The organism is Pectobacterium carotovorum (genome assembly GCF_900129615.1).
Lineage (GTDB): Bacteria > Pseudomonadota > Gammaproteobacteria > Enterobacterales > Enterobacteriaceae > Pectobacterium > Pectobacterium carotovorum.
On record NZ_FQWI01000016.1, the window covers coordinates 36,514 to 58,699 of the forward strand.

Annotated in this window: 27 protein-coding genes; all 27 read left to right on the top strand. The window is 40.7% G+C overall.

Annotation, left to right across the window (positions count from 1 at the left end):
• Nucleotides 1-4 precede the first annotated feature (4 nt).
• Nucleotides 5-1,711: a PilN family type IVB pilus formation outer membrane protein gene (gene pilN / locus BUB06_RS21140; RefSeq protein ID WP_048329455.1), complete on the top strand. Its 1,707-nt coding sequence runs from the start codon at nucleotides 5-7 to the stop codon at nucleotides 1,709-1,711.
• 4 nt (nucleotides 1,712-1,715) lie between these two features.
• Nucleotides 1,716-3,140, top strand: coding sequence for a type 4b pilus protein PilO2 (gene pilO2, locus BUB06_RS21145; RefSeq protein WP_039476137.1), 1,425 nt, complete (start codon nucleotides 1,716-1,718; stop codon nucleotides 3,138-3,140).
• On the top strand, nucleotides 3,130-3,561 hold the full coding sequence (pilP, locus tag BUB06_RS21150) for a type IV pilus biogenesis protein PilP (RefSeq protein WP_039476134.1): 432 nt from the start codon (nucleotides 3,130-3,132) through the stop codon (nucleotides 3,559-3,561). The genes pilO2 and pilP overlap by 11 nt, the downstream gene beginning before the upstream one ends.
• Nucleotides 3,558-5,057, top strand: a complete 1,500-nt coding sequence (locus BUB06_RS21155) for a GspE/PulE family protein (protein WP_051982136.1) — start codon at nucleotides 3,558-3,560, stop codon at nucleotides 5,055-5,057. Before pilP ends, BUB06_RS21155 begins: the two co-directional genes overlap by 4 nt.
• A gap of 26 nt (nucleotides 5,058-5,083) precedes the next feature.
• The gene (locus BUB06_RS21160) at nucleotides 5,084-6,154 is read left to right on the top strand and encodes a type II secretion system F family protein (protein WP_039476133.1); all 1,071 of its coding nucleotides are present in this window, start codon (nucleotides 5,084-5,086) and stop codon (nucleotides 6,152-6,154) included.
• A gap of 16 nt (nucleotides 6,155-6,170) precedes the next feature.
• Complete coding sequence (locus tag BUB06_RS21165) at nucleotides 6,171-6,677, top strand: type 4 pilus major pilin (RefSeq protein ID WP_039476130.1); 507 nt, start codon at nucleotides 6,171-6,173, stop codon at nucleotides 6,675-6,677.
• Nucleotides 6,678-6,691: 14 nt separating this feature from the next.
• Nucleotides 6,692-7,672, top strand: a complete 981-nt coding sequence (locus BUB06_RS21170; protein ID WP_039476128.1) for an ATPase, T2SS/T4P/T4SS family — start codon at nucleotides 6,692-6,694, stop codon at nucleotides 7,670-7,672.
• Complete coding sequence (gene pilV, locus BUB06_RS21175) at nucleotides 7,662-8,864, top strand: shufflon system plasmid conjugative transfer pilus tip adhesin PilV (RefSeq protein ID WP_072886170.1); 1,203 nt, start codon at nucleotides 7,662-7,664, stop codon at nucleotides 8,862-8,864. Before BUB06_RS21170 ends, pilV begins: the two co-directional genes overlap by 11 nt.
• 1,522 nt (nucleotides 8,865-10,386) lie before the next feature.
• Nucleotides 10,387-11,496, top strand: a complete 1,110-nt coding sequence (locus tag BUB06_RS21180; RefSeq protein WP_039476185.1) for a site-specific integrase — start codon at nucleotides 10,387-10,389, stop codon at nucleotides 11,494-11,496.
• 46 nt (nucleotides 11,497-11,542) lie between these two features.
• Nucleotides 11,543-11,980 carry a type IV pilus biogenesis protein PilM gene (gene pilM, locus BUB06_RS21185; RefSeq protein WP_051982132.1) on the top strand — a complete coding sequence of 146 codons (438 nt, stop codon included), beginning with the start codon at nucleotides 11,543-11,545 and terminating at the stop codon, nucleotides 11,978-11,980.
• 7 nt (nucleotides 11,981-11,987) lie between these two features.
• Nucleotides 11,988-12,647: a prepilin peptidase gene (locus BUB06_RS22495; protein ID WP_161797662.1), complete on the top strand. Its 660-nt coding sequence runs from the start codon at nucleotides 11,988-11,990 to the stop codon at nucleotides 12,645-12,647.
• The gene (locus BUB06_RS21195; RefSeq protein ID WP_039476125.1) at nucleotides 12,616-13,113 is read left to right on the top strand and encodes a lytic transglycosylase domain-containing protein; all 498 of its coding nucleotides are present in this window, start codon (nucleotides 12,616-12,618) and stop codon (nucleotides 13,111-13,113) included. Before BUB06_RS22495 ends, BUB06_RS21195 begins: the two co-directional genes overlap by 32 nt.
• 17 nt (nucleotides 13,114-13,130) lie before the next feature.
• Nucleotides 13,131-13,403: a hypothetical protein gene (locus tag BUB06_RS21200; RefSeq protein ID WP_039476123.1), complete on the top strand. Its 273-nt coding sequence runs from the start codon at nucleotides 13,131-13,133 to the stop codon at nucleotides 13,401-13,403.
• An 18-nt stretch (nucleotides 13,404-13,421) separates the two neighbouring features.
• On the top strand, nucleotides 13,422-13,844 hold the full coding sequence (locus BUB06_RS21205; RefSeq protein WP_039476121.1) for a hypothetical protein: 423 nt from the start codon (nucleotides 13,422-13,424) through the stop codon (nucleotides 13,842-13,844).
• Nucleotides 13,845-13,846: 2 nt separating this feature from the next.
• A complete protein-coding gene (locus BUB06_RS21210; RefSeq protein ID WP_039476118.1) occupies nucleotides 13,847-14,797 on the top strand; it encodes a DUF6012 family protein in 951 nt (316 codons plus the stop codon).
• A complete protein-coding gene (locus BUB06_RS22045) occupies nucleotides 14,787-15,053 on the top strand; it encodes a hypothetical protein (RefSeq protein ID WP_139294565.1) in 267 nt (88 codons plus the stop codon). Before BUB06_RS21210 ends, BUB06_RS22045 begins: the two co-directional genes overlap by 11 nt.
• A 27-nt stretch (nucleotides 15,054-15,080) precedes the next feature.
• Nucleotides 15,081-15,854: a hypothetical protein gene (locus tag BUB06_RS21215; protein WP_039476115.1), complete on the top strand. Its 774-nt coding sequence runs from the start codon at nucleotides 15,081-15,083 to the stop codon at nucleotides 15,852-15,854.
• Between the two features lie 13 nt (nucleotides 15,855-15,867).
• Nucleotides 15,868-16,140 (top strand): hypothetical protein, encoded by a 273-nt coding sequence (locus BUB06_RS21220; protein ID WP_051982130.1) that lies wholly within the window; start codon nucleotides 15,868-15,870, stop codon nucleotides 16,138-16,140.
• 25 nt (nucleotides 16,141-16,165) lie between these two features.
• The gene (locus BUB06_RS21225) at nucleotides 16,166-16,693 is read left to right on the top strand and encodes a hypothetical protein (protein ID WP_039476113.1); all 528 of its coding nucleotides are present in this window, start codon (nucleotides 16,166-16,168) and stop codon (nucleotides 16,691-16,693) included.
• 8 nt (nucleotides 16,694-16,701) lie between these two features.
• Nucleotides 16,702-17,034, top strand: coding sequence for a hypothetical protein (locus BUB06_RS22050; RefSeq protein WP_139294567.1), 333 nt, complete (start codon nucleotides 16,702-16,704; stop codon nucleotides 17,032-17,034).
• Between the two features lie 60 nt (nucleotides 17,035-17,094).
• Nucleotides 17,095-17,364: a type IV pilus biogenesis protein PilI gene (locus BUB06_RS21230; protein ID WP_039476112.1), complete on the top strand. Its 270-nt coding sequence runs from the start codon at nucleotides 17,095-17,097 to the stop codon at nucleotides 17,362-17,364.
• 88 nt (nucleotides 17,365-17,452) lie between these two features.
• Nucleotides 17,453-19,789 (top strand): type IA DNA topoisomerase, encoded by a 2,337-nt coding sequence (locus tag BUB06_RS21235; RefSeq protein WP_039476110.1) that lies wholly within the window; start codon nucleotides 17,453-17,455, stop codon nucleotides 19,787-19,789.
• A 209-nt stretch (nucleotides 19,790-19,998) separates the two neighbouring features.
• Entirely contained in the window at nucleotides 19,999-20,391 is a 393-nt protein-coding gene (locus tag BUB06_RS21240; RefSeq protein WP_039476108.1) for a hypothetical protein, read from the top strand.
• Between the two features lie 350 nt (nucleotides 20,392-20,741).
• A complete protein-coding gene (locus BUB06_RS21245; RefSeq protein WP_039476106.1) occupies nucleotides 20,742-20,933 on the top strand; it encodes a hypothetical protein in 192 nt (63 codons plus the stop codon).
• A gap of 299 nt (nucleotides 20,934-21,232) precedes the next feature.
• Nucleotides 21,233-21,439: a hypothetical protein gene (locus BUB06_RS21250; RefSeq protein WP_039476104.1), complete on the top strand. Its 207-nt coding sequence runs from the start codon at nucleotides 21,233-21,235 to the stop codon at nucleotides 21,437-21,439.
• 49 nt (nucleotides 21,440-21,488) lie between these two features.
• Nucleotides 21,489-21,794, top strand: a complete 306-nt coding sequence (locus tag BUB06_RS21255) for a hypothetical protein (RefSeq protein ID WP_039476101.1) — start codon at nucleotides 21,489-21,491, stop codon at nucleotides 21,792-21,794.
• A 1-nt stretch (nucleotide 21,795) separates the two neighbouring features.
• Nucleotides 21,796-22,011, top strand: a complete 216-nt coding sequence (locus tag BUB06_RS21260; protein WP_039476097.1) for an Hha/YmoA family nucleoid-associated regulatory protein — start codon at nucleotides 21,796-21,798, stop codon at nucleotides 22,009-22,011.
• Nucleotides 22,012-22,186: the final 175 nt, after the last annotated feature.

Genomic DNA, 22,186 nt, shown 5'->3' on the forward strand with positions numbered 1-22,186 from the left:
GATAATGAATCGTAAAGTAATACTTACATTAGCCGCTGTGGTTACGTTATGTTCCTGTTCAATTTCTCGTGTCAATAACACAATGAATAAGAATGAAAAACGGGCTGATGATATATCTCAAATGTATAAAAATGTCGGCAGGCCTATTGTTTCAACAGAAACAACTCAGTGGGTAAACCGAAATCCATTAAAAATAAAACCGAAAGAGGAAAATAGAGATATACCTTGCAATGTTTTATATGCAACGGATAAAAGCGTTGATATTAATCAATTCGCTCAGGATATCACCTCACAGTGTCGTATACCTGTGAGAATCACACCTGATGTAATGCAGATATTGTCCGGTTCGTCCAGTGCCGCAACCCCTACAATGCGTTTAGCAAGCAATAACATTCCTGCGCCAACGCTTGATCCGAACGGAATGCAGCCCCTAAATACAATGGGTGTAATAAATCAGGTCGCTATGCCATCTGTGCCCAGCGTGGCACCAATGATTAGTGATGTTTCATATCATGGGAAACTCGCGGGTTTGCTGGACTTGGTAACGTCGCGTCTGGGGCTATATTGGAAATATGAAGATAATGTGATCCGTATTGCCTACGTTGATACACGCATATTTATGCTAAAAACGGCTAACGCTAAATTTGAGCAAAATAGCACTGTAAAAAGCGGGGTGACAACAACAGGCGGGGATTCTGCCAGCAGCAGTTCTGGAACCAGTACAACCAGTGGTACGGTTACAACTCAATCGACGGAAATGGGGAATGATATATATAGCGACATTCTACAATCAGTGAGAAAACTACAAACGCCGTCTATTCTATCGTTCGTCGGTGAGCCAAATCTTAATAAAACCACCGGTTCGTTAATTGTGTCAGATACGCCGGATACACTAGCTCGTATCGATAAATATCTAAAAGGCGAAAATGAAACGCTATCTAAACAAATAAAATTGCAGGTGATGGTTTATAAAATAAGTAGTGAGTTAAACGATAATTTTGATTTAAAAATGGGGTTGGTATTTAAATCACTTAATAAAAATTACGGTATCAATTTGTCGTCTACAGCCGCATCAACAGCGTCAGGGTTGACCAGTGCAGGTATTGAGATTCTCGACACAGCATCTGGCCGATTATCCCAATTTTCTGGCTCTAATCTGTTAGCTAACGCAATTTCAGAGCAAACGAAAAATTTTGAAACGCAAGACTTGTCAACAATGACCAGTAATCTTGCAACGACGAGTATTCAAATCGCGCAAAAATCGACGTATAAACGCCGGGTTACGCTCAGTACATTGAGCACTAACACATCGTCCGGGCAACTGGCGCAGTCTATTGAACCCGGAGAGATAACAACAGGTACTGATTTAGTCGTGTTCCCGCGTTACCAGACAGATGACGGCAAGATCCAGCTCAACATGAATCTCAACATATCATCGTTAAAGGCCATGAGAACTATTGGTGATACTGGTTCTTCATCGAACACGGCTTCTGAAACGATTGAAGGGCCAACGGTCGATACTCGCTCTGTACCGTTGCGTGTCTGGTTAACACCTGGTGAGACAGTTATCGTTTCGGGATTTGAAATGACGACGGAAAAAGCAACTAAGCAAGGGGTTGGTTCACCATCCAATATGTTTTTCGGGGGTAAATCGGAAGGAGGTTTAGTAAAAGAGACCTTTGTGATAACTATTACGCCAACCTTGAGGTAATGGGATGAGTAAACTGACTACCATTGTCATAAACGGTATGAAGTTTGTGATCGGGCTGGAATGGAAAACATTATCCTTCTCACGGAATTATCTAAAAGAGGTTAAAAGGATCGCCAATGAAGAAAATGAAAAGATTGACAATAAAAATGAAAAATTAAGCGTCGTAGCAATTCGTGAAATAGAAAATAAAGGGGTTCCTACTATCCAGGCTGGGTATGCTACAAAGGAGATAGATGTCAGAGGCTGTTTTTCATTTGCTCTTTCTGTCGTTTCTGCAATAAAAGAACTAGCGAAGAAGGAAGGTAATAAAATCAATGAAGGGAAATGGATTACCGTTTTCCCTTTTGATGATGATTCCTATGTTGTTGTTGCCAGTATAAACGGAACGATAGTCCCCTGGACGGATAGAGTTATCGGAAAGGATGCGGTAACAAAAGAAATAAATTCTTTAAAATCCCGTCTTTCACAAGATATAGATAGTGGTGAGATTTCTATCTTTGGGCCGGATGAAATTGACTTAGTAAATTATGTTTTAGATTTGAATTCTATTCTTACCAAAGGGCTATTAACTCGAAAATGGCTTTTTTGGAATCTAAAGCATAATGACCTTGTTTTACGGCCATTAAAATTTGGATTAACTAAAAAGCAATGTGTTATCGCCGCTGTTGTCTTTTTACTGATAATCATTGGCTTAATTTTACTGAATGAATACAACAATAGAGTTGAGGCAGAGAAACGGCGGCAACAAGCATTAGTGAGAGAACGGCAAGAGCAAATAAATAAAGAGGCAAAAAATAAGGCGCTGATGGAGAACATGCGCCATCCTTGGATTGAGCAACCGTCGGTAAGCCAATATATAAAAGCCTGTGATGTTTTTTACAAGCGTATTGATTTATCACTAGAGGGCTGGAAACCTGTAAGGATAGATTGTGGAGAAATGGACAAGTTGGAACCAGCTGGAAAAACAACCGTTAATATAAAGTATTATCGGTCTGATAACTCCGCAGTTGGAATAATGGAATTTAAACGTGCGGCTATTGAACATTTCGGTGTAGTTCCTACATTCAGTTATGTTGAGTCTACTGTTGCATCAATTGCATTAAAAATTGACACACCGGCATATGGAGATGATCCCCTTGGTAACATTGATGAACGAGTCGATAAGGTCATTACTATCTTACAACGTATTAATATTATCCCATCGTTAAAGTCAATACCGAAGCCCAGCCCAAAATTAGATAGTGATGGTATGGAGCTACCTCCGCAAAAATGGAGTGGTGTTAATTTTGAATATACGTCTAACATCCCGCCGCGAATGATATTTAACGATAATGATGATTTGTTAGGTACTCGTATTGTGTCAATATCATCAGTTATTAACGATGGGCAAGTTAAGTATTCTGTTAAAGGAGTCATTTATGGTGATTAGAATTTTTGTTTTGTCTTCCCTTCTGCTTTCTGGTTTGGTTTTCGCTGAAACTAAAACATTTGGTGACTTAGACGTGATTCAGGGAGAGACAGCGTATTATCAAGCTCTGGCAGAAAGAAACAAGGCTTTGGCTGCTTCTCAGGAGTTTTCCAGCGAATTTAATGTTCAGGGCAACAATAACGATAATACAGGTGGGAGTCGTTCTAAAGTTGATACGGCTACAACTGCATTACCTGTTATAGAAAAAATAATGGGTTCAAACGTCACAGGGGTAACGGCTAAGCTGCGCTTTCCTGATGGTTCGACGTCTAGCGTAAAAGTCGGTGATTCAGTCGGTAGCTTTAAAGTAATTTCGATTTCTATTGACAGTGTGAAAATCACAAGCGGAGATAAAACCTTTAATTTGCGGAGATCTTCATGATAAATAGCAGTTTTTCGTTATCAAAAAATAATGATCTTCTTCGTATTTCTGATGCGTATAAAGGAAAAATATTCATATTACGGTCGGATGGTAAAGATACGCTCTGCGTCGAAAAAACTATTTACGATAGCGCCGTTCTTTTAGACTGTGAGAAAACGTTAAAAGAAAACAACGTCGATTATGATTTAAAATCATTAACGATTGCTGAGATGGATTATCTTAATAAGCGATTTAATAGGGCTGATGAGAATGAAAGCAGGGAAGAAAGCATTAATCTTTCTTTGGATATTTTTAAAGATGCAGCCAGCAAAAACGCCTCCGATGTTCATTTAGATGTAAAAGAAAATCTATGTAATATCGAATATCGTATAGATGGCAAACTTAGATTTCAGAGAGAAATACCTGCTGAAGCCGGTAAGCGACGTGCAAGAACGATATTTAACTGGATAAGCGTCGAGCAAAGTGAGGGAACATTCATTCCTAATGCTGTTTGTGAATCGCGGGTTCTTCCGTCCTATGTAGATCAATTTGGGTTAAGCGGGGGGCGGTTATCCAGCCGACCCACAAAGGACGGGTTTCACATGGTTATACGCCTGTTTAAAACTCGGCCCCCTGTTTCGAATTTTTCGGATTTAGGCTTGCTACCCGAGCAAGTTGCTGCAATTAAACGAGCAATAGCTAAACCAGCAGGCGCGATATTTTTCACCGGGCCGATGGGTTCTGGTAAATCGACGTTAGCCCAGATTATCTGTGAAGATGTGAAACGTTCAGATCCGGGGATACACATCGCAACAGTAGAAAGCCCGATTGAATATCCAATGGATGGAATTACTCAAACACCATTACTACCCGGCGAAGCGTGGGGAGACGCGTTGTCGTCGATCTTGCGCCAAGACGTAAATATGTTTCTATTTGGTGAAATTAATAATTCTGCCAGCGCAAACGGCGTGATTGAAGCGGCTGAAACTGGTCACTATGTTATAACGTCGCTGCATACACCGGAGGCTATTCAAACGCTAATCCGTCTACGTGGCCTGGGCGTACCGCTGGATTTGTTAACAAATCCCTCTTTGATCGTTGCGATGGTCGGCCAGCGTCTGGCCCCGCTGCTGTGTGAACACTGCAAAGTGCCGTATCAGCAGGCAAAAGATAACCCTGAACTTATCAAGTATCCCCTTGATCAACATAAAATCGAACTCATTGAAAAGCACTGTGATGCACATAACGTCTTTTTAACCAGTAATAGCGGTTGTTCAGAGTGTGACGATCAGGGGGTTAAGGGGCGTACCGGCGTTTTTGAAGTTATTGAAACTGATCGCAAAATGCTACGCATCTATGAAAAAGAAGATGAATTCTCAGCGTATCAGTATTTTTTAAAAAAAGGGGGCATTTCATTATGCTCCTCAACTAAACGTTTAATTAATAGTGGATATCTTGATCCAATTCTTGCAAATAAAGATATTTGTAATCTCAATCGAGACGATATGTATAGTTAAATCGCTTAATAAACAGGTCATAGCCAATGAAAGCTTATCAACGTTTTCTTTTTAAAGCGACGCTGAATTCACGGGATAGAATAGAGTTGTATGACAATTTTAAATTGTATGCAATGAACAATATGAGTGTTAAAGACATTTTTGAAAATCTAATCAGGAGTTATACGCGGCAGGGAAAGAAGCCTAAATCTGCAATGGCTATGATATTAAAGGAGTGCGCTGCAAGGTATAAAGAAGGGGAAGGTGGGTTTTCTACTGCATTTGGGGATTGGTTACCTGAACAAGAATTAACGGTAATTGATACAAACTACCTTTCAAAAAAATCACATATCGGTTTTGAAAAAGCAATGGTTCTTGCGGATAATGCCGATATTCTGAATAAGGAAATAAAAAGCACACGAAATACAATCCTATACTTGATATTTATTTGTTTTTCTTTAATAGGTGTTATTTTTTATTCCGTGATACCGGAAGTTATATCAACCACGCCGCTGGAAAGATGGAGTTCAGCACAAAAAGCAGTGTACTACCTTTACATTTTCATGACTGACTATAGCTACATACTTGCGCCTTTTTTAATCTTTGCGACTTATGTTATCAAAAAGTCAATACCGGTCTGGACGGGGGATCTTCGATTTTATTTTGACAAGTATCCTCCATATTCATTCTACAAGTTAATGATGGGGGCAAGTTTTATAACATCTGTAGATGCAATGTTATCCTCTGGTATGTCGCTAAAGTTTACATTAGAGCACATCCATAAATCATCTAAATCGAAGTGGTTAAAAGAGCGGGTTAAAGCTGCGATGTCCGGTGTGAATACGGGGGAAGAGAATTTAGGTTCGGCGCTTTCTGTCTCTGGTTATGAATTTCCTGATGAGGATTCAATAATCAAGATGCAAACAATTTTTAACAATCAAAACTCGGCAGGATCACTAAGTCGATTCTCAGAGCATAAGATGAAAAAAACGTTGGAGGATATAAAAGGAAAAGGTCAGAAATTAAAGATTTGGGTTATGTTCGGATTCGCATTTGTATTCATGACAATATGTATTGTTATGTATGATCTGATAAAAGTATCTTTTTTTAGAATGTAATTTAAGGAAAAAAACCATGAAATTAATGAAGCGCGGATTAATTGATACTACCGATACCAGTATTTCAACAGGTATGCGTTATTTTGGCCTGGGTATGGTCGGTGCAGCGGCATTGCTGGCCTATTATATGTTTTTTAGTGTATCAGCATCACAAGCGATGAGTACGTTGATTTCGGCAGCAAGAAGCGGGTATACCTACGGCGTTGGGTATTCGGGTAACATGGTTCCGGCCTTGATTAAAAGTAAGCAAGTTGCGAAGGTATTTAAAGTAGATGGTGATAAGATTTATAATAATGACGGAGGTGAAGTAACTGTAGTCGGTAACGGATTTGGTTTTATTGCAACCACTAATAATGTTAGTGAATCAACATGTACAAAAATGTCGCCTCAGCTTAGCCTGAATGATGTTAAAAGCGTGTCAATTAATGGTAAGTCATTTACCTCTACTATTTCAGAAACGGATTCTGCCGCCTCTTGTAATGCGGGGAGAACGAACACCATTGTAGTTACAACGAATAGCTAAAAGGTGTAAAACTCATGGCGAGTCTGTCTGACTCGGAGTTTGTTGATATTTATGTCGGTGAGGGATACACCGACATAAAGGGATTAAAAGGAGCGAGTAATTTACTCGTTCCTGCCCCTCCTGATCTATTAGATAATATCAACGCTCTGAAATTTGAATGCGTAAAGAAGCATAAAGAAACTAAACGGCGTGAATTCAATATTAATTTTGATGATGTTCTCTATCGAATTACTGTTTCAAATGATGCATATGACCATCCGGTAATATTTATAAGACGGACTAAAAACAGCGTCTTGCCTATTGATGATTTAGCTATCAGTGATGAAATTAAATCTATGCTGGCTAATCCGAAAATCAACGGATTGTTCCTGGTAACTGGCGACATGGCCGTAGGTAAAACCACGTCAGCTGCATCATTTATGGCATATCGAACAGATAAGACCGGATCAATAACGGTAGCGCTGGAAGATCCAATCGAAACCGCGCTAGGTGGCCCTCACGGGAACGGGCGCGGTATTCAGTTTGAGGTTGACGAATATGAGGGCTACGCCGGTGCTCTAAAACGGGCGCTTCGAATGGGAGTACCGAATCTCTTTGTTGGTGAGATTCGAGACTCAGAAACAGCGTATGAAGTGCTTAAAATGTCGTTAAACGGAACGTTCGTGTGTGCGACGCTGCACGGTGTTTCAGTCATCGATGCGATAGACCGGTTTTCTATTCTGTGCACAGAAAAAAACAGTCAATCGAATCCAATGATAGCTAAAGCCTTGTGCGGTATATCGCATCAAAAATTACAGCCTAATTACCGAAATGGGCAAGATAATATAAAGACATTGAGAGGCTATGATGTATCTATTTCTGCATATAAGTTAATAAACACCGAAACAGATACAATTTTGCAATCAGTAAAATTAAAAATTGCGCACGGCAATTTTTCTACTCTTGTTGATGATTTTAACGCTCTAGCGCAAAGGAGTATCAAGAATGATTATTAAACGCGGGTTAATAGATATTACTTCGTTTTCTCTCGCTACAGCACTCGGTTATTCGGTGTTAGGGACTATCACAATACCAGCAATAATTATGTTTACGAATAATATTCGTGAGGACAATACAGCTGGGCATATAACAGCCGTTTCAAAAGCAGCAGACAGCTATTTGAAAGATAAAAAAGATATTTTGCTGGCAAATACAACCGCTACGACCCCGTTTACTCTCGATGTCGCTACATTAAAGAATGCGGGGTATTTAAGGGCGGGTTTTTCTGAGAAAAATAACCGTGGGCAAGGTTACCACGTTCGAATATATCAACCGGCTAGCGGCCAGCTGCATATGATGACGTTCACGACAGGCGGATCTGAATTAGATTGGGATGAAGCTGAACGTATCGCGCAGCGGATTGATAACGGCAGCGGCAAAGGGGGATATATATCAGGAACCACGGCAAAAGGGGCGGTTGGAGCCTGGAATGAAGCGCTCAGTGCATTCGGTAACTACAATCCCGGTGAAAATCACCTGGTTGTTGCCAATTTCTATGCTGAATCTGGCGCTAATAACGATTTTCTGCATCGCGGGGCGATTGATGGCCATCCAGAGGTTAATCAAATGCGCACGGCCATCGATATGAACGGGAACAACGTCAATAATGCAAAAGAGGTCACTGCTACTGGCGCTGTAACCACTGATGAATGGTTTCGTACAAACGGCGATACGGGCTGGTATTCAAACAAACACGGCGGCGGCTGGCATATGACAGATGATACCTGGATACGTGCGTACAACGGTAAAAGCATCCAGACAGACGGCCAGCTAAAAGCGGGAAATCGGATCACAACAGATGAGTATGTTCAGCTTGGAAAAATTGAAGTTGCAGGCACAGCGTGTGCGTCAAACGGGCTTGTAAGCCGCGACGCGAACGGTGGCGCACTTTTCTGTCAATCCGGTGCGTGGAGTGAGCCAGGTATCGGCGATGTGTATTATTCCCAAAAATCGGGGTGGCATGCACAAAACATCGGTAAACATAAATTCTGTGCTTTGGGAACTATACAAAATGGGAATTGGGGTAAAGAGGGTCCCGGCCCTCTTTGTTCTGTACAACAAAATGCTAACGGAGAATGGATCGTGAGTGGGCAAATGGACACTGGCTATGTTTATTCCAATACCGATTGTAGAGCTATCTGTTTTTAAGCCTTAACCTCCCTGTCAATCCGGTGCCTGGGCAACCGCAGGCGGAGGGCTGCTTACGGTTGATGGTAATGCCTGCCCAAACGGAACTGTGCCTGTTTTGTACCAAGCGTTTACCAACACGATTCCATCACTTCGGATATTGCAGTGGGTGCCATCTCATCTCATAAATGACACGTATGAGTCGTGTCGTGGGAAGGACGATCACATCTGCGAAATCCGCCGTTTATATTTAGATCCGATAAAAACAAAGTGCGGCTAACCTCCCTGTCAATCCGGTGCGTGGGCAACCGCAGGCGGATTGATCGACGTCGTTGTTAAAAATGGCGGATACGGTGGGTATCTGGATGAATGTCCGCCAGGCACGATGTTAATCGGCATGTACGGATTTATGAGAAAAAATACAGGTAGAAGCAGCTCTACCTCAGGTTACATGTGGATTAGCCCGTTTGATGCAACTCAGAATATTGATTGTTCAAACTCGCAGAATTCATGTTCTAGAAGAGCATACGAGTTTAGCAGCATCGAGAAAATCAAGTGCGGCTAACCTCCCTGTCAATCCGGTGCGTGGGGGGCCGCTAGTGCTTCAGGTGGACAATACAACTTAGCTACAGCGACAAACACAGTGTATAGCTATATAAACGTTACGGATGGAGGCACGAAACCGGGAGCATTTAACGATATCTTGAACTCGTTTGATCAACGTTATTGCTCTACGCAAAATCCGTTGATCGGGCGGTGTGGGTGCCCTGTTGGTTACAAAAAATTTATAACCGGAGAGTTTGAAACTCGCAGCTCATCAGGTAGCGGGGACAATCAGAGTGATAACAGGTCAAAGTTTACATCTATCAGCTGTGTGAGGTAGTGAACAGATTGCTGTTAGCCGCATTTTACACTCGTTATTTTTGAGTATTTATTGAACAGAGCACAACGCTGTCCGCCAGAGCCGTTTTCGCCGTTTGAGCCTGAATCCCAGCAGTTTTCGCCCGTATCGTTAATCTGACTAGACGATATCCATTTTTGCCCGATTTCAGTATAACGACGATTGCGGTTTCCCCAAGCGTAGCCCTCTGTCACATAGTACATCACCGGTACATTACTCGATCCGGGGCACAACGAGCCGGTCAACGTCTGTAATCCGCCGCCTGCGGCCCAGATACCGGATTGACAGGGAGGTTACATACAGGGGGATTCTCAATCACATAGCATCAGCAAGCCAACGTATGACGAGTTACCCTCTGAAAGAACAACCCCCATTTTTTTTGTTTTATTACTCGGACATCCACATTTTCCTGTTTCATTCGTGCCAATCGAACACGCCCCAGCTTCATAATTGGCGATGAGGTTACAGGAATATTGCTCGTTAGAATTTTGGCAACGTTCGAAATATCGTGAAAATGGGAAGTCGTTTGGGATTCGAATTGCGTAGAAATCACGTCCATTACTCGGTGCGGCCCACGCACCGGATTGACAGGCATGTGAGCGTGTTCTAATGTCCTTCCCTTTTGTTTTCACCGGGGGGAATATGCGTATAAAAAAAATGTTATTCGCTGATGCACTGGATAGGTATTACACAGCTGTTTCTCAGTACAAAAATGGGGCGTTGCAGGAGTTCTATAGAATAAATGTAATCAAACGCTATGATATTGCTAATTTATATATGGATAAAATATCAACTATAGATATTGCTAATTATAGGGATAAGCGGCTTGGTGAATATAATAATAAAACAGGAAAGAAGATATCGAATAATACTGTTAGGTTAGAAATGGCTTTGATTTCCAATTTGTTTAATATCGCCATTATTGAATGGGGAACATGCAATAGCAATCCTGTTCTCAGCGTCAGAAAGCCTAAGCCATCACCGAGCAGGGAGCGGCGTTTGCAACGAAATGAAGAACGCAGCATATTCAATCATGCGAGTCGATTAAATAATGAATTGTATTGCATCGTTGGTTTTGCCCTGGAAACCGCTATGCGGCAGGGTGAGATTCTATCTATGAATTGGTGCGATTTTTCTTCTTCCATGAACAGTGTTTTATTAAAAAAAACAAAAAACGGAAAGTTACGAACCGTACCACTGACTAAAAAAGCAGTGGGTTTTATAAATTTAATGAAGCCAGTTACTGGTTGTAATGAAAAGGTTTTTCTGTACACGTCTAGCGGGTTTAAATCAGCGTGGAGGAAGATGGTAAAAAATTTGAATATACATGATCTACATTTTCATGATTTACGGCATGAAGCTATTTCTCGTTTGTATGAGCTAGGGATTTTAACTGATTTAGAAATCAGCAGTATATCAGGACACATGAATCTGAATATGCTTAAAAGATATGCGCATTTAAGAACATCTTTTTTAGCTAAAAAACTTAATGCGAAAAAGAAAAAAATAAATACGGTGGAAGCCGATCCTTTTGTCCCATATCCGGCAAAAATTGATGAAACCTCTGGCGCGTTCACGTTAACGTTTCTGGATTTTGATGAACTGTCAGTTGTTGCGGATTCGGTTGATACAGCAACGGAACAAGGTTCAATGGCATTGTTGAGAGCGATTGCGACCAGAATAAAAAACAAGCAGCACATACCGTTCCCCAGCAACATTCTACCGGGGAATATTGAGATACACCCACTTTAATAAATCGCGCCTTTTTGAAAGGCGCATTCTCTATGACGAGGTAAACATGAACTCTCCAGCGATCACCGGCGCTTTTGCTTTTTTTGCTCTAGCCAGTGCATTAACTATCACTAGCATGAATTCGAGGAGTGAAGTTTTTGAACAGGCAAAGGTAAAAACTTCGGCTACTGCTTTTATTCTGTACTCTGATGTTTTTGCAAGGTACATCAATGCAAACCCCGTTCAGGGTGAGGTTAAAATATCGTCACTTAATGGCTATTATCCTGCGTGGCTTACAGCCAGGACGGATATCAGGGCGTTCTATATCAATGGAACAGGTTATGTTTTCATGCAGGATGAGAAGGGGATGATGAGAGAACTTAATGAAAAAACATATAATTCAAAAAATATTGGCCTTACTAACGATGGTTTACTGGTAACCCCAAAAGGGAATGTTACAAAACCGTCATTTATTCCAGATGGATATGTTGTTTATTTATTCTGAGGGGTGTATGAATTATTTTTCCTGCGTATTGATTTTTTTTCCTGTTTTATTCTTCTGTGTGTTTCCGATTTTGTATAAACGAACGCTAAATGACTTTGTATCAAGTTACGATAGTGTCATAGATAATAAAAAATATAACGATAAGCCTTATAACCTTCCTCTTTTTTCTGTTTCGTTGCTGTTATCGCTATCAGTGGCTATTTTCCATTATCGTTATGGTAATCTCACTGAAAGTTTTTTTTTAGTTTCTTTAGCGATGATTTGTTATGCCGATATACATAAGCAATGGGTGCCGGATTTTCTCATCTATATATTGTGTTGGGTTTCGGCATACCACGTTTTTGTAGAAGTGGATCTGACCGAACGCTATCTACACCTCACCGCCGGTGTTGCGCTTTATCTGATTTTTTTATCTATTAATCTATTTTCGCGTGTTAGGGTTTTTTATAGCGGTGATTTATATTTGTTGTTTCCAGTTGGTATCTATTTGTCGTTTTATAGTTTGCCAATATTCATATTCGGAACACTACTAACAACATTAATGTATGCGTGGTTAAGAAAGAAAGAATCAATGCCATTCGTCCCTCACATGTATGTTGTTTTTCTCCTGTGCAGAGTTATATATCATGAGAATTATGATATTGAGTCTTTTTTTTATTTCCTGTAGTGCATTTTCTCAATCGAAATACTGTTTTTCCGATGCGGCTAAGCGCTATAGCATCGATGCACTGCTACTGATAGCGATAGCATCACAGGAAAGCGGTATGAATCCCTCCGCTACGAATAAGAACCGAAATAAACAGGGTGTGGTCGTTTCTATCGATATCGGCGTTATGCAGATTAATTCTTATCATCTGAAAAGATTGGCGGCTATGGGGATTACTGAAAAGGCTCTGTTTGAACCCTGCCAGAACATCATGGTGGGGAGTTATATTTTAGCGGAATTCATAGCAAGAAATGGTGTGAGCTGGGAATCAATAGGCGCTTACAATGCGGGGCTTTATGATTCCGACGAGAAAAAAAGACTACGTATCGTTTACGCGAAAATAATTTACGCTAATTATCTAACCCTTCTTACAAAGAACAGAGCCGATATCATTGCCAGAGCTGAACGGGGCGAAAAGGTTATTTAATTTATGGAGTGTGTTGAATGAATGAACTTCATGAAAGTTACAGGATTGCGCTGTCTAAAATGAAGGAACTGCATGATATGGAGCTGAGTGGCCGTGTAAGCCAGATGAATCAAGATGATTTGCGCCAGTTCAGAATAGAAATAGCGTCGCGTGTATCTGATGTGCGTTTTATTTGGTGTTGCTTGGCACAAATGGAATCGAACATCAAGGATGTAACAGAAGACGAATTGTTTGAGTTTATCAAGTTGTCGCAAGACGAAAATAAAGTTTTTTTAACTATGCCTCACTAATAGATGAAAGGATGTTTTATGAATAAAATTAAAAAAATCATGGCTTCTGTATTTGTCATCACTTCAATTGCAAGTGCAAGTGTTAATTCATCTGATGGGAACACGGACGGTACTAAAATCGTAACAACGTATCTAGCCGGGTCGTCATTTAAAGAAATTGTTGAAAGCGGTAAAGAGATGAAATGTAATTTTGGCGGTAATTGGTCTGTATCATGGAATGCCAAAAAGGACGTTTTTTTGCCTGAAACTGTTTTTGCAAATGGTAGCTATGATGAAAATATAATTCTTATTTATAGAACATTTATTGATGATTTTAATAGAAATAGTAAAGTTAAGGATGGTGATATTAACCGTAAATACTACGGAGCTTTGAATGTTGTCATAAAAATAGATACAAAAAAAGATGCTTGTTCACTATCTGTAGAAGATAAAGGTTATTAATTATGCTTATACATTTAACGCCTCGTTTTTATTTGCAGTATGCAAACGTTCAAACTGATTTGATTGATGTCAGTATTCCAGAGTTAAATATGGTTTTGAAAAATGGTGTTGGCCTGATGGTTAAAACGCCTTACCCAAATAAATGTTATAATGTGGCCTGTAGAAAAAAAGGCCGAAAGGCAATAAACGGATTATTTATTGAAACAGATAAACCTATTGATAATTTCACTGTCATTACCCGATGGTCTGTAACAGGAGTCGGCGGCTATGACGCAATAGATACTGTCAGCCACACAATTCATTTTCATGTAAATGATGCTGATTTTGATGCGGTAACAGAATGCCAATTTCTTTGGAATGGATTTAATAATACCCCGTATAGAACGCGCATAAGCAAAATTCAAGAAAATTGGATTCCGGCCAATGATCAGCCCTGCATGTATCCGATGTTAGACGACAGAAATCGAAATCGCGGTGAACGTCTCAGCCAGGTGTTCAGTGAAATAAATGAAAATCGGTTGATTACAAAACGCGTTGAATATTATGTCGTGCCTACCGTCGAGAGGGAACGGCTCACCGTGCCGTTCTTCGGCAATGACAGATTACCAGCGGCTGCTGATGCGTTTGGTGCGACAGTGGCAGATAACTACCCATACACGCTAAAACCGTCTCCACGGGCTTCATACGGCGTTTACGCTACATCCCTTTTTGAGTTTGTAGATGATGAGTGTAGTGAACTCATTGAGTCTAGTCCGATTCATGAAATCGGCAGGGAGTTAGTAGCTAACGCTGATAGCTATTTCTTTTCAAACACAAACGATCTGCTTAACAAAGCGCGTATGCATTCTGAAACATATAATAAATTAGAGGCGAGTAAGCGTGAGAGTATTGATGCTTTTCTATCGCAACACTTTTTTGCAATAGTGATGGGTGATTCAAATAATGACAAATAAACAGAGTGTAGCTGTTAATATCACAAAGATTGATAAGGGTAATGACACACTTCCTTGTCATTTCTTTGCCTCTGAGACATGTACTAGCGTTTGTTTTGAAACAGACCCCGGTATAGATTCTGATATGATTAATGATATTATTTATTCTCTTTTTGATGATGCTTGCAATATTGAGTATTCCGTTTCAACAGGAAAGGGGAAATTTAAAACAATCGACAGAGCGCCAAGTGTTGGCAGTTATGAATATTTAATGTAACGCTTATGAGAATCGGAGTGATAAGTAATGGAAGAGAAGCGTTCTAAAATGAGTGAGTCCGACCAACTACGTTTTCATAATCGAATTGTTGGTCGCGGGGTTATTATCAGTGCTGATGGCTATATTAATCCGTTGGCAACACAAAGTCTCGCCGAAGTTAACGTAATAGAGCCCCTCTTGTATGAGCGTATTAGCCAGTATGCATTCCTGAACGGTGAAGATTTACAGGGCATGTTTAAGACTAAAGAATTTCTGTATATGTCTTGTTTTATTCGTGATGTAGACGATTTTAAATCAGTGTTTGGTAATGAAGAGTCGTTACATTCTTTATTTAATCACGGTAAAGGTGATACGGCTGAGATTCTTATCAGCTTCCCTGAAAAGTTAACCGATGATAACCAGCCTATAAGAAACGATTTTATTCGTATCATTCAGGAACATGTCGAACGTATTGATGAAGAGTTATGGGATGATTATATATTCAGGGCAATGACCGGTGATACTGTCTCAAATGGTTTCGATGTTATAACTGGTGAATTATCTAACATAAACGATTGTCGCGATAACATTGAAAAACTATCCCGTAAAGAACTTGTAAAGACCAACGTGATTGATTCTTGTGTGCCTGATTTTTATATCAGTCGATTATTAAATCACTCTCAAACAGAAAAAATAGGCGTGATTGGTGAACATTCTGTTTACTTTAATCCAGGTGGTTATTACTTTTACTGGAATCCTGAAACGGAATTCTCACTAGAAAGCTGGTTAACGTTTCCTGCATACCCTTATAACTTTCACTAGCGATGGGGATTTCATGAATAAATGTTTGTGGCCTGCCGGTGACTCCATGACCGTTAAATGCCCTAACTGCGGTAACGCCGTTGAAGTACAGATTTCTATGGTTAAAGAAAATGATTTACCTTGCCGCCTAGCTGAGTGTGACAATTGCCATTGCGATTTTGATGTTTCCCACGATGGGAAAATAGAGTTACTGCGTGCGCCCCCAAAAAAATCCGATCCGATTGCTAAGAAAGAGTTTTTAGAGCGCTTTGAAAAATTAGTATTTGATCCTTCGATTGATAACTAGATATTCATAATAAGGTTTTCGATAAATGGTAATGTCAAATAATCATCTGAGAGAAAAAATCAAAAAAATTAATCTTAGCGAAATCACTTACCCAGATAAGGAACGTCAAGTAAGATGCATGAATGAAGAAATAGCAAACGGAAAATATGATGCTGCTGATTTTAGAGCTAGTAATATTCTTCAATCATTAAATAATCTTTCCGGTATTACGCCTTTGTCTCTAAAGAAAAAACTAATAAAAATTCATCTTAACCAAGTTACTTATCCAGATAAGGAACGGCAAATAAGGTGTATGAATGAAGAAATAGCAAACGGGAAGTACGATGCTGCTGAACAGAGAGCCAACAATATCATACAGTCATTAGATAATTTGACTTACGATCCGATGTTTGATGATGAAGGTGAGAACATTTATTTATTGGCTAGTGAAGTTAACGTTCAGCTTTCCATCATAGTTAATTCGGTTGGGAAAGATGGTGCAGAGGACGTTATTTATAAAGCGGCTGGATGCATCCAATCATTAGTACAAGCTGCTTGTGCAAAGAATGAGTAGAGGGGGCTATGGAATCATCTAATAGTTCGATTACTGAATCCTATACTCATATCGTAATAGGATTAGTCGATACCGTTAATCATGGTACTGCAATTGATATTAAACCCTTCCCGCCGGGCATTGGCCTTTCAGGTGAAGGGGTTACTTTTTCTGATAAAATAAATAAATCCTATGGCGGGGTGATTGAAGCTAAATTTGAATCATCAAATTGGGAGCATGTTCTTAATTCATACAATGAATATCTAAAGGCGAACAATAAGACGCCTACTTATTGTTATGTTGTTTGTGACGATATTCTTGTTTTCAGTAGTATTGATGTCAGATTTTCATCGATTTTATAATCGACCAATATTTACTGCGTGAAAATATCATCGATACTAAAACTCTAAAAAGGATTTTTTATGATAGTTGAAATTCTTGTTGTATCTAATGACGGGGTTGAGTCGGTTGTTGAGTTTGATCTCAATGACGACTTGAATACGATAGTAAAGAACTCACGAACGCCAAAAAATCGGATGGTTTGTATTCTTAAAGACGGGGAGCGCGTGCTTAGATGGGACAGGGATTATTTTTCCAGACAGAAAAATCACTGGAAAAAAGTTGATGTTGATAAATTTGAAACTCTCGGCTCCAGAGAGCGTATACGGCAGGATATTAAATTAATTCATTAGAAAATCGTTAATAAATTCTTATATGGCTTCAAAGCCTAAACGGGCAGCATTTCCAATAAAATCAATTTATTAATCAAAGGAAACAATAATGAGAGTATTTATCGCAGAAAAACCCTCTTTAGCTAAAGCTATTTTTGAAGGGCTGGGTGGTAATCCAAATACTGAAAAGCAAAACGGCTATTTTCAGCACGGCTCTGACGTTGTGACATGGTGTTACGGCCACATGTTGGAGCTGTGCGATCCGCAGGACTATGATCCGAAATACTCAAAATGGGAATTCAGTGATTTGCCGATCAAGACGACATACCCGCCAACGTACAAAATGAAGTCTGAATCAGAAGCGCAAACACGGATTATTCTGTCGCTGATTGAGAAGGCAACTAGCATTGTCAACGCTGGCGATCTGGATGATGAAGGCCAGCTGCTTGTAGATGAAATTTTAGGGTATGCAAACAACAAAAAACCCGTCCAGCGTTTACACGTCGCTGACCTTAACCTCGCGCCGGTGAAAAAATCTCTGGCTAACATGCAGCCGAACGAACAGTTCCGGGGCATGACTAATAGCGCATTGTCACGCGCACTGCTGGATCAAAGTTTTGGCTATAACCTGACTCGCGGTTGTACCGTGAAAGGCCGGGAGCGGGGCTATCAAGGCATTCTTAATGTTGGCCGCGTACAGAGTGCTGTGCTGGGGCTGGTTAACCAGAGAACGTTGGCAAATCAAAACCACGTAGAGAGCTTTTACTATGATGTGTTCGCAGAACTGGAGCTGAAGGGGAATCTGGTTAAAGCGAAGTACCAGGTAACGGATAGCGACCAGATCGATGAAAAGAAACGGCTAATTTCAGAGGCCCAGGCTCGACACATTACAGAACGGGTTTCTGGCAAAGAAGCCATTGTGACGATCGCGGCCACTAAACCTGAAAACACTAAACCGCCGATGCCGCTCAATCTCTCCATGCTCCAGCGAATCTGTGCGAAACGATACGGATACAAAGCGAAAGAAACGCTTAATATCATGCAGGGATTATATGAAACACATAAACTGCTGACGTATCCGCGTACAGATAACCGCTATCTGTCTGACGAGCATTTTTATCAGGCTGGCGATATTGCTGCTGCTATCAGTGCGACGATGCCGGAACTCGCAGCGTCAGTTGCTGGCATGGACAAGGGACAGAAACATAAAGCGTTTAATGCCAGTAAAATTGAAGCGCATCACGCTATTGTTCCAACAACAAAAAGCGGTGCCAGTGTTCAATTAAACGAAAAAGAAAAAAACGTTTACCGCATTGTTTCGACCTATTTTATCGGCCTGTTCTGGCCTGATGCTATTCGTAATAAAACGAAAGTGCATTTTGATATAAAAGGGGACACGTTCACTGCGACACAAAGTGTTTTAGTAAAAAAAGGCTGGGAGGCGCTAGGCAAGGATAACATTGATGATGAAGACGCTGACGCTGATGATCAAACAGAAATGACAGGGTTTGATTTATCTACACTGAAATTTAACGATAATGGCGTATGCGAATCGTCCAGCGTAGACAAAAAACCGGCATTACCGCCGAAATATTTCACTGAATCATCGCTACTGGCCGCAATGACCAGGGCGGCAAAATTTATCGACGATCCTGTCCTGCGTAAATCCCTTGAAGCGAAAGACGCGGGGAGCACTGACCAGGGCAGTATCGGGACGGAAGCGACACGCGGAGGGATTCTGGAGAAGTTAGCGGCCAACACCGGCTTGATCTCTATCGAGAAAGAAAAAGGCTACTCAGAGCTGGTCTGGAAAACGACAAAGCAGGGGCAGGAGTTTTGCGCTGCACTCCCACAGGAGGTGGTTAAGCCCGATATTTCGGCTCTGTGGGCTGAAAAACAGGCCCAGATCAAGGCGGGAACACTGACTGTTACCGACTTTATTAAAGAGACAGATGCGTATATCAGCGGCTTGATCGGTGAGCTGGAAAAGAACGGTATCAATATCTCGTCAAATCAAACCCCTTGCCCCGTATGTGAGAAAGGGGATCTGCGTAAGAAGAAAGGCGCTAACGGATTCTTTTGGGGCTGCTCCTGTTATCCAGACTGCAAAACAACGTTCCCGGATAAAGACGGGAAGCCGGTCACAGAGAAACAAACTAATAGCGCTAATGCTAACCGTTTAGAGGTGCCTTGCCCTAACTGCGGTGGTGCTATTGCTGTCTCACCTAAGCGTTTTTCGTGCTGCGGTTGCAAATTTGGGATCTGGTCAATTATCGCTACTAAAAAAATTACGAACAATCAGGCCGAAACACTCATAAAGAAAGGGAAAACAGCGGTACTCAAGGGTTTTAAATCGAAAGAAGATAAGCCCTTTGACGCAGCGCTAGTGCTGAAAGATAAAAGCACCGGCGCAGTGACATTCGAGCTTGAGAAGAAGAAGAAATAGTGCGACTTCTTGGAAATAAGAGCGGCTGTAAGAATAGCGCGAAAGATAGCCTAGATAGAAAAATTGCTAACGGTCTTTCCTATCTATGTTGGCTCATCCTTTTTATAGCCTGCATCGTTGTATGGCTTAAATAGCGCGATTTACCCAGGGGACAAGACAAGTCCCCTGAATTGTTTTCGAATATTTCGCCACTATTGAGGAATAGCGTAATGGATAAATTTAGTGAAGAATTTATTAAGATAATCACCAAGCATATCGAAACTATCCCGGAAGATGAATATAAGCAACACACGGCACTCAGTGAACATGGTCAATCATTATATGCAGATAATACATGGCGAGGCTTTGCATGTCGGGCAACAAGAAGAGAATTAATCGAGCAAGCATGGTCAGTAAGTGCGATCAAACCTTGTAATTACATCAGTGTGTTTCGTAATGAAAAAACAGTCACGATTGGTCATATCGAAATGGATTTAGAAAGTGAACAAATTAATTCCCCTGTCTATTATTTTCCTGATCGCGGGATCTATGCTGCGGCCTGTGGTAACAGCCGTGTCTATGATGCGTGGCTTTCATGGCCTTGTTATCCTCATGGCTGGTAAGCCGAGCGGACGTTCTGGTAATTCCTCCGGTTCTGCCAGCTGTGCTGGACATACCGAAAGATTCAGTATTGTTGAATGAATGGTCGCGCCGGTCGCGGGCGCCAGCAACTGGCCAACGCCATCGAGCACGAACCAGGCAAGGCGGTGTTTTGTTGTAAAACAGATGGTTAGTAATTTACGGTCAAAAAAACGCGGCGTGAAAAAAATTGAACGAATCCATGTTCTATAAGGCCGCGCAAGTGGCTTTGTTACGCATCCCGTTGCGATAACCTGATGTTTGGGAGTTGCTTCATAACTTGATATATAACACAATCGTTATGCAATTTAGGTGTTATTAACAAGAGGTAATTATGCGTATTCCTATTGTCAAAATGGTGAATGATTACTATGAAGGTAATCGAGAAAAAGCAGCGAAAGCGGCAGGGATTAATACGGTTCAACAGTTTAATAATTTAGTTTCAAAGGGATATGAGGTTGCTAGATTAGATAATGGTGATTGGATCATGCTGACGAGCAAAACAAAAATTTTTAAAAAGGCATGAATAACGTTTGTCTTATATAACACAAGTGTTATAATTATCTCAAGTTAAACAAACAAGAGTTAATTATATGCGCTGCAAAAATAAACCGTTTGATATACCCAGCTTTCATGAATCAGTAAAAAAGGATTTCGAAGCTGGCTTGATCACATTGGAAGAAGCCGCTATTGAATTTTACAAGGGAAATTGGACGCATTTTGTAGACATCGAGTATACAAAGAAAATACTTGGTATTTAGATACTAAGTGGCCCCGCTACGACGGGGCATGTTCGATTTCACGAATATAATAAAGGCGGCAATGATGGCAAAAAAAATTTCCTCGATGTTGTGTATTGAACCCGGAGAATCAGTTTACTATTTCACCTCTGGTAGATCCTACCCGGTAAAGACTAATCGGGAAAATCTGAAACTACCGGGGGTTGATGTTATTGACGATGAAGGTGAATCTGTCTTTGTACGTCTGGAAAATTCCAGTCATGGTGATTTTAAGGTTGTTTATGAAGAATAAATGGATTGAAAGGCTAATTTACAGAATGTATTAATGGGGGATTAAATTCATGTCTCTAATTTTCAAATGTTTTTTGTATGCGTGTATTTCTATCTTTTTTTCTTTATTAATAGCCTTATGTATTTTATCCATCCATAAAAATACGGATAAAGAAAGAAATAAGAGCCTTATAGCTAATAAGAGCTATTGGGCCTCTTGTAAGTTAGTAGAGGTAAATATAAGAATAGATTGGCATTCTGCTGCGCAAAATAAATTGATTTGTGGTGATGTTATTGAAAATGTATCCAAAGCTGAATATGAGTTTGTTATGGAGCATGCTTCAAAGAACAAGATAAAATCAACTAAGGATGATTAATATGGATTTTAAAGAAAAAAAAGAAATGCACTTATACAGACTCAGGAAATGTAGTTCTAGAGATACTCTGGAAAAGGTTATTGAAGTCGGCGAAAGCAAGTATTCTAATGAAGATCTACAGGCGTTTAACTCCGCTGCGGATCATAGACTGGCTGAAATAATTATGGGCAGGCGTTATGACACAATCCCCCCAGCAGTCTGGACATTTGTAAGATAACGTTATCTGAACAAAATAATTTTTTGACGCGAACGCGGGCCTTGGCCCGCGTTTTTGTTTTGTGCGCCAGCTGGCCGTTGCGCCGGAGCCCCGCGTTCTACACATATCCACAATCCCCCGTCGCGTCGTTGCCGCCGCTTGCCGCTCCCGCTTAGCAGGATGGCTTGATGGCCCC

Excerpts from the sequence above, each read along its gene's own strand:
- pilN (WP_048329455.1), top strand. The coding sequence starts at position 5 with ATGAATCGTAAAGTAATACTTACATTAGCCGCTGTGGTTACGTTATGT.
- pilO2 (WP_039476137.1), top strand. The coding sequence starts at position 1,716 with ATGAGTAAACTGACTACCATTGTCATAAACGGTATGAAGTTTGTGATC.
- pilP (WP_039476134.1), top strand. The coding sequence starts at position 3,130 with ATGGTGATTAGAATTTTTGTTTTGTCTTCCCTTCTGCTTTCTGGTTTG.
- BUB06_RS21155 (WP_051982136.1), top strand. The coding sequence starts at position 3,558 with ATGATAAATAGCAGTTTTTCGTTATCAAAAAATAATGATCTTCTTCGT.
- BUB06_RS21160 (WP_039476133.1), top strand. The coding sequence starts at position 5,084 with ATGAAAGCTTATCAACGTTTTCTTTTTAAAGCGACGCTGAATTCACGG.
- BUB06_RS21165 (WP_039476130.1), top strand. The coding sequence starts at position 6,171 with ATGAAATTAATGAAGCGCGGATTAATTGATACTACCGATACCAGTATT.
- BUB06_RS21170 (WP_039476128.1), top strand. The coding sequence starts at position 6,692 with ATGGCGAGTCTGTCTGACTCGGAGTTTGTTGATATTTATGTCGGTGAG.
- pilV (WP_072886170.1), top strand. The coding sequence starts at position 7,662 with ATGATTATTAAACGCGGGTTAATAGATATTACTTCGTTTTCTCTCGCT.
- BUB06_RS21180 (WP_039476185.1), top strand. The coding sequence starts at position 10,387 with ATGCGTATAAAAAAAATGTTATTCGCTGATGCACTGGATAGGTATTAC.
- pilM (WP_051982132.1), top strand. The coding sequence starts at position 11,543 with ATGAACTCTCCAGCGATCACCGGCGCTTTTGCTTTTTTTGCTCTAGCC.
- BUB06_RS22495 (WP_161797662.1), top strand. The coding sequence starts at position 11,988 with ATGAATTATTTTTCCTGCGTATTGATTTTTTTTCCTGTTTTATTCTTC.
- BUB06_RS21195 (WP_039476125.1), top strand. The coding sequence starts at position 12,616 with ATGATATTGAGTCTTTTTTTTATTTCCTGTAGTGCATTTTCTCAATCG.
- BUB06_RS21200 (WP_039476123.1), top strand. The coding sequence starts at position 13,131 with ATGAATGAACTTCATGAAAGTTACAGGATTGCGCTGTCTAAAATGAAG.
- BUB06_RS21205 (WP_039476121.1), top strand. The coding sequence starts at position 13,422 with ATGAATAAAATTAAAAAAATCATGGCTTCTGTATTTGTCATCACTTCA.
- BUB06_RS21210 (WP_039476118.1), top strand. The coding sequence starts at position 13,847 with ATGCTTATACATTTAACGCCTCGTTTTTATTTGCAGTATGCAAACGTT.
- BUB06_RS22045 (WP_139294565.1), top strand. The coding sequence starts at position 14,787 with ATGACAAATAAACAGAGTGTAGCTGTTAATATCACAAAGATTGATAAG.
- BUB06_RS21215 (WP_039476115.1), top strand. The coding sequence starts at position 15,081 with ATGGAAGAGAAGCGTTCTAAAATGAGTGAGTCCGACCAACTACGTTTT.
- BUB06_RS21220 (WP_051982130.1), top strand. The coding sequence starts at position 15,868 with ATGAATAAATGTTTGTGGCCTGCCGGTGACTCCATGACCGTTAAATGC.
- BUB06_RS21225 (WP_039476113.1), top strand. The coding sequence starts at position 16,166 with ATGGTAATGTCAAATAATCATCTGAGAGAAAAAATCAAAAAAATTAAT.
- BUB06_RS22050 (WP_139294567.1), top strand. The coding sequence starts at position 16,702 with ATGGAATCATCTAATAGTTCGATTACTGAATCCTATACTCATATCGTA.
- BUB06_RS21230 (WP_039476112.1), top strand. The coding sequence starts at position 17,095 with ATGATAGTTGAAATTCTTGTTGTATCTAATGACGGGGTTGAGTCGGTT.
- BUB06_RS21235 (WP_039476110.1), top strand. The coding sequence starts at position 17,453 with ATGAGAGTATTTATCGCAGAAAAACCCTCTTTAGCTAAAGCTATTTTT.
- BUB06_RS21240 (WP_039476108.1), top strand. The coding sequence starts at position 19,999 with ATGGATAAATTTAGTGAAGAATTTATTAAGATAATCACCAAGCATATC.
- BUB06_RS21245 (WP_039476106.1), top strand. The coding sequence starts at position 20,742 with ATGCGTATTCCTATTGTCAAAATGGTGAATGATTACTATGAAGGTAAT.
- BUB06_RS21250 (WP_039476104.1), top strand. The coding sequence starts at position 21,233 with ATGGCAAAAAAAATTTCCTCGATGTTGTGTATTGAACCCGGAGAATCA.
- BUB06_RS21255 (WP_039476101.1), top strand. The coding sequence starts at position 21,489 with ATGTCTCTAATTTTCAAATGTTTTTTGTATGCGTGTATTTCTATCTTT.
- BUB06_RS21260 (WP_039476097.1), top strand. The coding sequence starts at position 21,796 with ATGGATTTTAAAGAAAAAAAAGAAATGCACTTATACAGACTCAGGAAA.